7 protein-coding genes are annotated in these 13,764 nt (G+C 59.6%); 3 read left to right on the top strand and 4 right to left on the bottom strand.

The features are described 5' to 3' along the window. Nucleotides 1–35: 35 nt before the first annotated feature. Genes NZ585_11425 through NZ585_11415 form a run of 3 tightly spaced genes read left to right on the top strand, consistent with a single transcriptional unit; the run spans nt 36 to nt 5,472 of the window. Nucleotides 36–1,484 carry a menaquinone biosynthesis decarboxylase gene (locus NZ585_11425; GenBank protein ID MCS7080639.1) on the top strand — a complete coding sequence of 483 codons (1,449 nt, stop codon included), beginning with the start codon at nt 36–38 and terminating at the stop codon, nt 1,482–1,484. After that, a complete protein-coding gene (locus NZ585_11420; protein MCS7080638.1) occupies nt 1,460–3,646 on the top strand; it encodes a M1 family aminopeptidase in 2,187 nt (728 codons plus the stop codon). The genes NZ585_11425 and NZ585_11420 overlap by 25 nt, the downstream gene beginning before the upstream one ends. An 11-nt stretch (nt 3,647–3,657) precedes the next feature. Beyond that, nucleotides 3,658–5,472, top strand: a complete 1,815-nt coding sequence (locus NZ585_11415) for a hypothetical protein (protein MCS7080637.1) — start codon at nt 3,658–3,660, stop codon at nt 5,470–5,472. A gap of 335 nt (nt 5,473–5,807) precedes the next feature. Here NZ585_11415 and NZ585_11410 read toward each other — a convergent pair whose 3' ends face one another. From NZ585_11410 to queD, 4 genes are read right to left on the bottom strand one after another with little or no spacing between them, the layout of a single operon-like run. Next, on the bottom strand, nt 5,808–8,342 hold the full coding sequence (locus NZ585_11410) for a glycogen/starch/alpha-glucan phosphorylase (GenBank protein MCS7080636.1): 2,535 nt from the start codon (nt 8,340–8,342) through the stop codon (nt 5,808–5,810). A 26-nt stretch (nt 8,343–8,368) separates the two neighbouring features. Next, the gene (locus tag NZ585_11405; protein MCS7080635.1) at nt 8,369–12,061 is read right to left on the bottom strand and encodes a PD-(D/E)XK nuclease family protein; all 3,693 of its coding nucleotides are present in this window, start codon (nt 12,059–12,061) and stop codon (nt 8,369–8,371) included. Between the two features lie 35 nt (nt 12,062–12,096). Next, the gene (locus NZ585_11400; GenBank protein ID MCS7080634.1) at nt 12,097–13,329 is read right to left on the bottom strand and encodes an MFS transporter; all 1,233 of its coding nucleotides are present in this window, start codon (nt 13,327–13,329) and stop codon (nt 12,097–12,099) included. 12 nt (nt 13,330–13,341) lie between these two features. Further along, nucleotides 13,342–13,722 (bottom strand): 6-carboxytetrahydropterin synthase QueD, encoded by a 381-nt coding sequence (gene queD, locus NZ585_11395; GenBank protein MCS7080633.1) that lies wholly within the window; start codon nt 13,720–13,722, stop codon nt 13,342–13,344. Between the last annotated feature and the right edge of the window lie 42 nt (nt 13,723–13,764).

The following is a 13,764-nucleotide window of genomic DNA, read 5'->3' as shown; positions in this document are numbered from 1 at the left end:
TTTTCTCCGTGTGATTGGCTGGTCGTCGTTCACCCATGCCCTATGAAGACCTCCGTGAGTTCATTCAGGCCCTTGAAGAGGCTGGTGAACTCAAACGCATCAAAGCGCCCGTTTCCTGTCACCTCGAAATCACGGAAATCACCGACCGCGTCTCGAAGGCCGGCGGCCCGGCGCTGCTGTTTGAAAACGTTGAGGAGTCATCCATTCCGGTGCTGATCAATGCGTTGGGCAGTCGCCGCCGCATGCTGATGGCGCTGGGCGTCAAGGATTACGCCGAGATCGCCGGACGGCTCAACGAAATCCTCGATTTCAAGTCGCCGCAGGGCATGCTGGAAAAAGTCAAGCTGCTGCCCAAGTTCGCCGAACTCGGCGCGGTTTTCCCCAAGCGCGTCAAACGCGGCCCCTGTCAGGAAATCGTCCTACGAGAAGGTGAGTTTGATTTGCGCCGGCTGCCGATTCTTCAGTGTTGGCCGGAGGACGGCGGGCGCTTCATCACATTTCCGCTGGTGTTCACGCGCCACCCGAAGACCGGACGCCGCAACGTCGGGATGTACCGGATGCAACTGTACGACGGCTGTACGACGGGCATGCACTGGCAGATTCACAAGCACGGCGCATCGCACTGGCGCGAGGCCCTTGAGCGTGGCGAGCGCATGCCCGTCGCCGTCGCCATCGGCGGTGACCCCATCCTGACCTTCGCGGCGATTTTCCCGCTCCCCGACGACGTGGATGAAATGATGCTGGCGGGCTTTCTGCGCGGCAAACCCGTGCCGATGGTCAAGTGTGTCACCAACGATCTGGAAGTGCCAGCGACGGCGGAAATTGTTCTCGAAGGGTATGTTGACCCGCAGGAGTTGCGCACCGAAGGACCGTTTGGCGACCACACCGGGTTTTACACCGAAGCCGACAAGTACCCTGTGTTTCACGTCGTCTGCGTCACGCATCGGCGGCGTCCGATCTACCAGACGACGATTGTTGGGCGGCCGCCAATGGAGGACTGCTGGATGGGCGAGGCCGTCAGCGAAATCGCCAAGCCTGTCCTGCGGCGGCAATTCCCTGAAATTGTGGATATGCACTTGCCCTTTGAGGGCGTGTTTCACAACCTGGCGATTGTATCCATCAAGAAAGCCTACCCGGGCCACGCCCGCAAAATCATGAACGCCCTGTGGGGAACGGGGCAGTTGATGTTCACGAAGGTCGTCGTCGTCGTGGACGACGACGTGCCGGTCAATGATCCAAGCTATGTCGCGTGGTATGTCCTCAACAACATTGACCCAGAGCGTGACATCCAGTTCACGCTTGGCCCGGTGGACGCGCTTGACCATGCCTCGCGGCTGCCAGCATACGGCTCAAAAATGGGTATTGACGCCACGCGCAAGTGGCCCAGCGAAGGCTTTACACGCCCATGGCCGCGGGAGAATCGCATGACAGCCGACATTCAACGCAAGGTGGATGAAAAATGGCGCACACTTTTTGGAAAGTAACGCAGCGCAGCCTCCTGCTGTGGTTACTCGTCGCCATTGGATGCCTGACAGCCGTCACAGCCGCCCCGGCTAATGACCCGCTCGACATTCTGGACTATCAAATTGACGCCGAAATCATCCCAGCCGTCCAGACCTTTGTGGCGCGCGTCAAAGTCACCATGGACGCCGCCCGCCCAATGCAATCCGTCGTGTTTGAGTTCAACGGCGCGCTGGAGGTCAAGCGTGTACTGGATGAAAACCGGCAGCCGTTGCAGTTCACGCAGGATCGCCTACGTGATTTGGATTTGCGGATTGCGCTGCCGCGCGCCACAACACCGGGAACGCCGTTTGTGGTCATCGTGGAATACGTTGGGCAGTTGCTTTCGGCGGAAGGCGGCGTTTTGTCGAACAAGCGGCTGGCTTATGTCGGGACAGACGGGACAGCGTATTTGCTCTACGGCGGGCGATGGTTTCCGTTCCACGGCTACGCCGCTGACGCCGCCACCTTCACCCTGAACCTCACCGTCCCCGATGGGCTGACGGTGGTCGGCTACGGCTTTCAGAGCAAGCAGCCGGCGACAGGGCCGGGCGTCCCATCGTTGGAGCCGGAGCGTCGTCCAGAGCCGCCGGCCACACCGCGGCCGGCGTCGTCGCGCCCGTCACAACGTCCGCGCTCGCGCCGGCCGGGCGCGAAGCTGTGGTCGCCGCTTGCCTTTGCGCCACCCGGACAAACCGCGCCACAGCACACTGCGCCGACGCTGCCGAGCGGGGTAGGACCGCGTACCCGGTGGACGTTCGCCTCGACACGGCGCGTGCTGTTTGGGAACTTCGCCGTCGGTCGGTATCAAACGCAGACGCGGCGACAAGGCGATACGGACGTGTGCTTTTACACTCGTCCCGGCAATGAAGCCCGCGCGGCCGAGTACGCTGCGGTCGTGTCCGAAGCTCTGGCGCGCTATGAACAAAGCTTCGGGCGCTACGCCTTCGGGCCAACGCTGAATTTGGTCGAAATTGACGACGAAAGTCTTGAGGCTTCAACCAGCGCCGGCGTCACACTGCTGGCCGGGCGCGTCTTTCAGGCGCGGACGCTGCCGCGTGAACTGCTCTGCCGTGAAGTCGCCTTCCAGTGGTGGGGACAGGGTGTTTTGCTCAGGTCATTTGACGACGCTTGGTTGTCACAGGGCTTGGCGACTTACGCCTACATACTTGTCGAAGAAACCCGCCGCAATGAAGGCGAACTGCGGGAACTGGTGCGAGAAGTGCTGGAGCGGGCGCTGGCGTTTGAGTCGCAGGCGTCACTCAGGCGCGCGCCGGCGGAACTCGACGACCAATCGGCGGCCTACCGCTCGATTATGTTCTACAAGGGCGCGTTTGTGTTTCGGATGCTGCGCGGCTTGCTGGGCGACGAAACATTTTTCCGCCTGTTGACCACCTGCTACACGCAGTACCTTGGCCAAAACCTCAGCTTGGACGACTTTGAAAACCTGACGAACCAGATCGCCGGTCAAAACATGCGCTGGTTTTTCGCCCTGTGGGTGGATTCCACTGGCGTCCCGGAATTCGTCCCGGACTATAAAATCCTGCGCATTCCCGGCAGCGGGTACCGCATGCGCGGCACGCTGGAGCAAAACCTCGAAGGCTTCCGCATGCCAGTGGACATAATGCTTGAAGCCAAAGGCGGCAGCGAACGGGTGACGCTTCAGTTTGATGGGCGCGAAGCAAGCTTCACGTTGAGCGCCGCTTCTGAACCGCGCGACCTGATCATTGATCCCGACATAAAGATTCTGCAGATTTCCGACGAACTGCGCGTCGCCGTCGTCGTGCGCCGGGGCATCCAGCACATCGAAGATGGGGAGTTCGCCGAAGCCCAGCAGCAGTTTGAAGCCGCCATTCGGGTCAACCGCCGGAGCAGTTGGGCGTGGTACAATCTCGGCCTGCTGTACCTGCGCCAACGCAACTACGAAAAGGCCCGCGACGCCTTTGACGAGGCGCTGGACGGCGATTTGCGCCCGCGTTGGGTCGAAGCCTGGGCTGCGCTCAAGAAGGGCAATGCTTACGACGCCTTGGGTCAGCGCGACCGCGCCGTGGCCGAATACAAAAAGGTCATCGAGCTGGGCGACGACGCGGCCGCAAGTCAGCAGGCGCAGCGGTATCTCGAACAACCCTATCGCTCGGAGCCGTAACGCCTGTCACCATGTTTTCGAAGTCGGTTCTTGTCAAACTCAGCGTCCTGCTTGGCGGCGGCGTCCTCGTCGCGTTGCTCTGGTTTGGTTGGCGACGGCAGGTGGAGGCGATGCGCGCCTATGCGCCGGACTTGTCCAAAGTCGCCTACGTCGGGTCGGAAAGCTGCCGGGAGTGCCACCGCGAGCAGTTTGATCACTGGCTGGCGTCGCACCACCACAAAATGACGCAGCCGGCGACGCCCGAAACCGTGGTCGGCGACTTCAACAACGCGACGTACACCTACCTAGGCGTCACTTCGCGGATGTTTCGGCGCGGCGACGAGTTCTTCATGGAAACGCTCGATCCGAGCGGACGCATGGCGGTGGCGAAAATTGTCCGTACGATCGGCTCGCGGCGCTTCCAGCAGTATGTGACGCAGGTTGGGACGACGTTCTACCGGCTGCCCATCGCGTGGAATATTGAGAAAAAATACTGGTTCAACCTGCAAGGGCTGTTTCTGCACCCGGACTTGCCGGATTTCAGCCGCCACACGAGCGTGTGGAACAACAACTGCATCTTCTGCCACAACGTCAAGGGCAACCCCGGCATGGACTTGAAGACGGGGCAGTTTACAAACACCAAAGTCGAGGAACTCGGCATCGGCTGCGAAGCCTGCCACGGCCCCGGACAGCTCCATGTTGAGAAGAATCAAGCTTTCGGCTGGACGTGGCTGCGACGGCAGGCGCGCCCGGACGACCCGACAATTGTCAATCAGGCAAAGCTGGACAAGCGCGCCAACACCCAGGTGTGCGGTCACTGCCACGGCCAACGCCTGCCCATCGAACTCGACAAGATTCGGGAGATTATGGCCACGGGCGACCCGTACACACCGGGTGAGGATTTGGCGAAGTACTACCGCCCGCTGGACATCACGGCCAAGGTTGGCGACTACAGCTTCGCGCCGCGTTTTTACCCGGACGGCACGCCGCGTTTGACGGCTTACGAGTATCAGGGCCTGCTGATGAGCAAGTGCCACACGGAAGGCGGCATGACCTGCATCAGTTGCCATGACGTGCACAAGGGCCGCCAGCAATCGCTGATGCACGATGAAATGCGCGGGAACAAATCCTGTACGCAGTGCCACGCCGCCATCGCCGCCAACGTGGAAGCCCATACGCATCACCGGGCCGATGGGAGCGGGAGCGCCTGTTATGAGTGTCATCGTCCGCGCATTTCGTTCGGCCTGCTGACCGCCAAGCGGACGCACCGCATCCTCAACCCAGAACCGGATAAGAGCCTGACGACGGAGATGCCGAATGGCTGCAACATGTGTCATCCGGGCGAAAGCGCCGCGTGGGCGGCGCGCTACATGACGCAGTGGTACGGGCCGAAGTACGCCCTGTCCAAGACCAACGCCGCGCGCCCGGAGGCGAACATTGCGGAAATGGTACGGGCGTTGTTCAGCCGCGACCCGTCGGCGCGCATCACGGCTGCGTGGGCGTTGGGCACAAGCGGAGCCGACGGACGGGCGCGCGACCGCAAGTGGGCGATTCCGTTTCTAATTGAAGCGTTGCGCGACACGTATCCAGCCGTTCGGTACTTCGCCTATGACGCGCTGCGGAATGTTTCCGGCGAGGATTTTGGCTTCTTCTACCTTGCAGATGCGCGCGACCGAGAGGCGGTCATCGGACGGTATGCCGCGTGGTGGCGGTCGCTACCTAAGTCAGCGGAGTGGACGCGGCCGGCGAGTGTGCCGCTTGACGCTGACTGGCAGATTCCGGCGGCGCAGATGGCCGCCTTCCGTGCTGAGTTGGCCAAAAGCTCCACGATTGACATTGGCGAGTAAGCGGCTGGCGTCTCCGGCTCGATTCCACCGAGGACGTACCAGAAACCATTGAGCGGCGCTCGCTTGCAACCGGTTCGTTTCTCAAACGAGGTCGCGTCGGCTCGAACGAGTTCGCGTCGGCGCACGCTTCGGTGTCAGGACGGCGCTAAACCCTGCGGGGCGGGCAAGGCTGCCCTTCCCTGCCCTGTCTGGCGGGAAGACCAAGCGTGCGTTGCTTCACTGCGCAGGCGAGACGCCGCCGCCTTCACGCCTAGCCAGTATTATGGCGCTCGCCAGTGTTACAGCGCTCGATGACCCCGGAAACTGACGAGTGAAACCCAGCCAAAACATTCCGTCTAAATCTCACAGGCCGCCATGTTGACATGGACAGGCGACACTCTCCAAATAGACTGGGCATATTCCAAAATCGTTCGGTCACTAGAGAACTTACCCATTTTAGCCGCATTGAGGATGGATTTCCGCGTCCACTCATCCTGATTGAGGTACGCTTGCGAAACCTGTTCTTGACATTCAACATAGGCGCGATAGTCCGCCAGCACCATGTACTGGTCGCCGCCTTCAAGCAACGAAAACAGAATCGGATGGAAGAGTTCCCTATCAAGCGGACTGAAATACCCACCGCCGATCATATTAAGCGCCTCATTGAGTTCGAGGTCCTTGTGGAAATACTCCCACGATGCATAGTGTGGCCTCAGCGCCGCTACTTCCTCAGCTGTCAGTCCGAAGATAAAGATATTCTCGCGTCCTACTTCTTCGGCGATTTCTATGTTTGCCCCATCAAGCGTTCCGATGGTCAATGCGCCGTTGAGCGCGAACTTCATATTACCTGTGCCGCTGGCTTCCATGCCGGCAGTCGAAATTTGCTCGGACAACTCCGCTCCCGGCAGAATTTTCTCCGCCAATGAAACGCGGTAGTTCGGGAGAAAAACAACCCGTAAGCGATCCCGCACCATAACGTCATTGTTGACGATTTCAGCGACGGCATTGATGAGTCGAATAATCAACTTCGCCAACCGATAGCCCGGCGCCGCCTTACCGGAGAAAATAATCGTACGTGGTGTAATGTCAAGGTTTGGGTTATGCCGTAAACGGTTGTACAGCGTAATCACATGCAGGACATTGAGTAGCTGGCGCTTGTACTCATGAATGCGCTTCACTTGACAGTCAAACATTGAAGTTTTGTCTATCCGCAGCTTGCCGCCCCATTCATCTTCGATGAGCTTGATAAGAATGTCCTTGCCCTCCTGTTTGATTTTCCACCATTCCTGCCGGAAGCCGGGGTCTTCGGCGAGTGGGACCAACTTTTCCATCTCATACAGGTCGGTCATCCACTTGTCGCCAATGGCTTCTGTAATCAGTCGAGCCAGCCGTGGATTGCAGCAGGCAAGCCACCGTCGCTGGGTGATGCCGTTGGTTTTGTTTTCAAACCTTTCGGGAAACATCATGGCGAAGTCTCGGAAAAGATCTCGCTTGAGAATCTCCGTGTGGAGCTTGGCGACGCCGTTAACGCGGTGTGAGCCGACAATCGCTAGGTGCGCCATTCTGATGGACTTCGGACGAATGTTCGGAATCGGCTCCTCAACTAAAGAGACACGTTCCACTAGCGATTCATTGTTCGGATATCTTGAGCGAACTTCGCGCAGGAACCTGTAATTGATCTCATAGATGATTTCTAAGTGACGTGGCAGAACTTTGCCCAGCAAGTCAACTGTCCACTTTTCTAGAGCTTCAGGCAAAACCGTGTGGTTTGTGTAGGCGACGGTTGCGCGCGTCAGTTCCCACGCCTTTTCCCAAGGAAGATCTTCAATGTCAACGAAAATACGCATCAGTTCGGCGACGGCGATTGCCGGATGTGTATCATTGAGTTGGATGGCTACTTTGTCGGGAAAATCGTCAAAAGTTGAGCGGTTCTTTTTGTAGCGCCGAAAGATGTCCTGAAGCGTCGCTGAGACAAAAAAATACTCCTGCTTCAACCGGAGTTCTTTACCGGAGTGCCGATTGTCATTGGGATAGAGAACTTTTGAAATTGTTTCAGATTCAGTTTTTGAACGAACAGCACTAATGTAGTCACCCTCATTGAAGTAGTAGAAATCAAATTCCCGCGAGGCCTTCGACGACCAGAGACGCAAGGTGTTGACATTTTGTACGCCGTACCCCGGAATCGGTGTGTCATAGGCCATCGCCAGGACTGTTTCTGTTTTAATCCACTTGTGAACAATCTTGCCTTTTTCGTTTGGATACTGGACGACTTCACCGTAGTAGTGCACCGGGTAAAGCAGTTCGGGGCGCGCAATTTCCCACGGATTGCCGTAACGCAGCCAGTTGTCCGGTTGCTCGACTTGCTCACCGTCTTTGATCTGTTGGTGGAAAATGCCATACTCATAGCGAATGCCGTAGCCATATCCCGGCAGCGCCAGTGTCGCCATGGAGTCAAGAAAGCAAGCCGCTAGGCGGCCAAGACCACCGTTGCCGAGGCCGGCGTCGGGTTCAATTTCCTGCACTTCTTCAAGGGCGTAACCAAGGTCGGCCAAGGCTTTCTGACACTCTTCCCGGAGATTGAGATTGACGATAGCGTTGCCAAGCGTGCGCCCCATGAGGAATTCCATCGAGAGGTAATACACCCGTTTGGCGTCAGCGCGGTAGTAGGCATCCTGCGTCCGCAGCCAACGTTCGATGAGCCGGTCTCGAATGGCATAGGCCAGCGCCAGATAGCGATCTAATTCGGTCATGCTGAAGCGATCCTTGGCTAAGGTAAACTCCAGATGATCGAGAAAACTACGCTGAATGGCCTGCGCCGTCAGTCCGTGATAGCTCTCGTACGCCGAAAGATTGGCGGCCGACTCCGAAAGCAGCGTTTTCGTCTGGGACATGCTTGCAACCTCCGTTGTGAACGTGATTAGTCTTGCCGTTGAGTTTTGTGAGGTGAGCCGACCTTGCGTCTGATTCTGTAAGTTTCATATCGGCAAACAGATGAGAAATCGCAGGACGCACACTCGCGTATGCCGCGTGCAGGGAACACATCAAATCTTCCTTGTTTGATCTGCGCTTGATATTTCCAGACGTAATCCATAACAACCTTGTATGTGGCTTCAAAGTCTTCTCGTGATATGAATGAGCGACCGTAGGGCTGGTTCAACAGGCTTTCATACTCCAACAGGTAAAGACCATGGTGACAACGCGGCGTCTTTGCAACGGCGAAATAGCCACCGCCAATGACGGGTTGGAATTCGGGGAAACTATTCGCCAAAGCCGCAAGGTAGACGGCGATTTGTACATCGCGCCCTTCGAGCATGTCGCGTACGGAAGGGCCTTTAGACAGCTTGTAGTCATAGACAACAAACACCCGTTGTCCTTCCGCGCCGTTCCGAGCCTCAAGGATATCAATCCGGTCTATTTGCCCACGGAGTTGAATGATTTCGCCGTTTGCGCCGGTGAGCCTCAGCGGCAATCTTTTCGAACGAGGATCGGCGTGCAGCGACTGCATACCAAAGGCCAGTTCCGTGACATGGGCGGCGGCGTTCCCATATGTCATCTCTTCGATGAGCAGTTGTTCGAGGTATGTCAATAGGACGCGCTTTTCAATCGCCCACAACCGGGTGTTGAGCGGCGGAATCCGTTGCTCATAAGCGTCAAAGACAGCGTTTGCCACCGCATGCAGTCGCTCCAAGTGGACTGCTTGTTGGTCGGGCGAGGCCGCGTGCGGCGAGTCTTGGCGGTAAACGTCCCGCAGAATGTCATGCACGATGCGGCCGCGCTCCACCGCCTGAAGATCAAGCGCAGCGCTGACTCGCGGGCGAAGCCGTAAGACGCGGTGGGCGAAAAACCGGAACGGGCAAGCCGCATACTCATTCAACGCCGTGGCGCTGAACACGTACCGCTCGCCGAATCGCTTTGCCAATTCCTCGCGCAGGTCAGCGCTTTCAATGTGACCGTCAAAGGGCGTCCATGCGCGGCTGTAGCGGGACTGCTCAACTGCTTGGCGCTGTACGAGCGTTGCAGAGAACCAACCCTGCCGCTCAAGGTAATCTTGAACGGCCGCCAGTTGTTCCAACGGTGACAGCACCGGCGGCGCGTCTTCAGCGTCCGGCGGCGACAACAGCTCATCAGCCGCCGCGCCGCGTCGAAGACGGGCGGTTGCCGCCGCTGTTTGACGGAGTAGTTCGTGCTTCGTAGTCGCTTTCAACAGCGATGCGCCGTCGTACCCCTTCGGCACGACAGTGTGCCGCCGTCCGCCGGGCTGTGTTTCTGGGACCAACCGCCCGATTTCAGCCAGAAACGAAGAGGGAGACAACTCCTCGTCCTCCGCTCCGATGGTCGGGTACGAAAGATGGACGGCCTGCGTTGCACGACAGACGGCTTGGTAAAAGTAATGCTCTTCCTTAGCCAGGGTCGCCGGCGAGAGATCTTCGAGGGTGAGGCCGTCCTCCTTGAGCTGTTCGCGCTCGGCAGCCGGATAAATCCAGTCGCCCGACAGTCGAATAGGAAAGCCGCCTTCCACAAGGCCCGGAACGAAAATGACCGGAAAGTGCAAACCCCGCACGGTTGTTGCTTCCAGAATGCGCACTGCGCCAAAGGTCTCCGGCTCAACGCGCAACGTAAGGCCGTCCAACGCCCGCAGAATGTCAGCCTGAAAGGCGGCCAAGGTCAGCGTGGGCGAGGCCGTGTTTACCGGCGACGCCCCGCCCAAAACAGCCGCTATGCTGCGCGCTGCAAGCCGTTGGGCGTCCACGGCGGCCGCCACGGCCCGCCGAACAGCCTGCAACCCGCGCAAATCCAGCGTCGCCTGCAGCAGTCGCCGGGGTTGTCCCACGGCCATCCGAATGTCGGTTTCGAGCCGCGACTCAAAACTCAACGCCGCTAGCGTCTGCTCAATAGCCTGCAAAAGCGCTTCCGCTGTTCCCGTCAACGGGATGCCAGCAATCAGGCGTCCCAGTCGTCGCAGCAGGTCGCCGACGGCGTCCAGGTCCGCGGCCGTAACGGCGTCTGGGTGAACCTTCGGCTCAGATGTGGCGGCCTCCGCTTCAGTCTCGGCGGTTTGGTCGGCGTCCACCGTACTGTCTGCTGCATTGCCCAGCCGTCGCAGGTAAGCCGCCAGTCGTTGCGCACGTTTGAGCCAAGCGTCAAGGCGCAGCTGGTCGCCGACAAACGCAACGACGTTTTCTATGTCGTCGGCGGTCAACAAGTTGTCCGGTACGGCAAAGTAATCACTCTTGAGGACATCAATCAGCCGGCCAACTGGGATCGCTGGCGGCTCTTCCCCGGATGGGCTTTCATCGGACGGACGATCCATCGCCGCCGCCAACAGCTTAAGCCAAGCGCGGACGGCTGGAACGTCCATCACCGGCAGCCGTTCGTCAAGCGTGTAGGCGATGCCTTCGTCGCTCAGGATGCGCCGCAAATGTGGGCCGTAGGCCTCCTTGTCCCGAACGACGATGGCGATGTCGGACGGCGTCAGGTCGTCGAGCGTGACGTACTGCTTGATGGTTTTGGCAAGATGCCGAAGTTCGCGTTCGACATCGGGCGCGGCCGCCACAAAGACCGGTGGCGTAGTAGCTTCCGCCGCCGTCGGCGCACGAAACGACGGATTGAACAACCCGTGGCGCAAGATATCCAGCCCCTCCGCCGTCGGCTCAACGGCGATGGTTTTCGTCCCGGCTCGTTCATGGAAGACGACTTCCGTAAACCCCTCGCCCATGGCTTTGACTTTGGCGATGGTTTCCTGAACCGGCGCGAAAACCTGCGGATTGTCCACGTCATCGTCGAAGTTGAAGGTGATCCGCGGCGCGCGCGCCACCAGACGGCGGAGGATTTCACCCTGAACCGGCGTGAAGTCGAAGAAGCCGTCCACAATGATCCACTCGACGCCTTCGAGGAAAGGCGTCCGGCAGGGAGAGCCGTCGAGTTCACCGTCCAGCGCCGCTATCGCTCGCAAGTAATCGTAGTCGTTTTCGGTCAGCCCACCAATTTCCAAAGCGGCGGCGTAGCACTGGGCGATGCGGGCGACATCACGTTCGTAGCCATAAACCTGCTCCGCCGGATGCGGTGCCTGCGTGCCGGTCGGGTCGGGCGCGGGGAGGCTTTCCTGATGACGCGCGATGCGTTGCTCAACGATACGGGCAAACTCAGCGGCGGTTTTACCGGCGCGGGTGATTTCGCCAATCAGCTTTGTGACGGAAGCGACGCAGCCGCCGGCTGTCGCCAACGCGCCAAAAGCCGGCAGTCGCCCTCGTTGCGCAAGCTGCCGCATGATTTGGGCGATGAGCGGGCGGCGCATCGGGTAGTCTTCGCCACTGATGTCGCGGCGGCGGGGGACAGGTTGCCAGCGACCGTCCCACTCAAGCAGCGCCGTCCGCAGCAGGCGGCGGATGAATCCATTGAAGAGATACACCGGCAGCCCGTCAAAGCTGCCGACACAGCTTTGCCCGTCAAGCAGGCGACGAGAAACGGCGTCCAGCATTGGCCGCGAGGCCGTCAGATAGAGAACGCTTTGCGCACGGCCTTGCTGAATGAATGCCCTCACCGCCGCCAACAGATGGTCGCGCTGTTTTCCGAGAAGCGGACCACGCCAGATTTCACGTTGCGGCGGCATAGGCGAATCCTCCCAGAGGCGTACGTAGAGCAGGCTTACGACCGAGCCGATGCCGTTGTTTTTATCGTGACGAACGCGACAAACATTGCCGTCGCTAATGCTGCGACGGCAGCGCCGGTTACAAACGGGGACACGATGGAAACGTGCTTCACGGCGTACCCACACCAAGCAGGCGCCAGAATCCGTCCGAGACCAGCGACGGAAGCAGCGACCCCCAAGACTTCGCCGCGTTCCTCCTCCTCGGCTTGATTGGTGAGCAACGCCAGCAGCGTCGGGTTGGCGAGCGCCGTTCCGACGCCCATACCGGCGCACAGCCAAACCAAACCGGCGACGGCATCCGCCAACGGGGCTGCCGCCAGCGTCGTCGTCAGCAAGCTAACGCCGAAGACAAACACGGAGCGTTCCCCAAACCGATGTACCAGCGGACGAATGCAGCCGGCTTGTACAATTGTCATCGTCAGGCCGAGGAAAGCGAACAGATAGCTATTGTCACGCTCCTCCAGCGAAAACCGCAGGTTGGTGTAGAGCGGCAGCATCATCTGGTAGCAGGACGCCGCCACAATGAACAGAAAGTTAATGACGAACAGCGGGCCGAGTTGTGGATGGCGCAGCCAGGTCCACAGGGAAGCCACATCGCCGGCGTAATGGTTGGACGCAGCTTCGGCGCGGCGTTCAGGGGACAGGCTCTCCGGCAGCAGCCACCACATCGCCAGCCCGTTGGCTAGAGCTAGGCCGGCAGCGACGTAAAACGGCGTCGCAGCGTCGGTGTAGTGGGCGACCAGCCCACCGAGCGCGGGGCCGATGGTGTAGCCCAGACCAATCGCCGCGCCGATCATCCCTAGGCTCTGCGCGCGTCGCTCCGGCGGCGCGACATCGCTGGCGTAGCTCATAGCCAGCGCCGTATTGCCGCCCGTTGCGCCGTCTAGCGCGCGCGCCGCAAACAACACGCCTAGCGCCAGCGTGTGGTCGGTCAGTAACGACGCTGCGCCAGTCGCCGCCGCCGCAACCGTTGACCCCCCCATGCACGCCAACAGCAGCGGCTTGCGACCCTTGCGATCAGAAAGTCGCCCAATAGCCGGCGCACACAGCAACTGCACAATGGAATAGGCAGCCAACAGCCACCCAACGACCACCGGCGAGCCGCCGAACGCCCGCGCATACGTCGGCAAAATGGGGACAACCATCCCCCACCCAATCTGGTCAACCAACGTCACTAGGAAAATCAGCCATGACGCGCGCCGCATGACCCTGTCCGACTCCGACTGCATAGGCGTTCCATCTCACGGCGAGGTTTCGGCGACTTCGCCGTAGTAGTGGCAGGCCGAAGCGCATGTCTCGGCAATGCTCACCCGGTACAAGCAAGGCAACGTCGGCACCAGTCGTTCCCAAATCCAACGCGCCAAGATTTCGCTGGTGGGGTTTTCAAGTCCGGGAATCTCGTTGAGGTAGTAGTGGTCAAGCTGAAGCCGAATGGGTTCAAACGCCTGCGCGATCTGGTCAAAGTCCATCAACCAGCCGAGTTCGGGGTCCACGTCGCCACGGACGACGATCTCAACCCGGTAACTGTGACCATGGAGGCGGCGGCACTTGTGGTCGGGCGGGACATAGGGCAGGTGGTGGGCTGCCTCAAAGGTAAAGGTTTTCGCCAACTCAACACGCATGGATCACCAACTAGGGCCGAAAACCGCCGGGCGGAGTGATGG

This window comes from Chloracidobacterium sp., from assembly GCA_025057975.1.
Classification (GTDB): domain Bacteria; phylum Acidobacteriota; class Blastocatellia; order Chloracidobacteriales; family Chloracidobacteriaceae; genus Chloracidobacterium.
The sequence above is the reverse complement of the archived record's forward strand: the minus strand, read 5'-3'. Positions and strand labels throughout refer to the sequence as shown.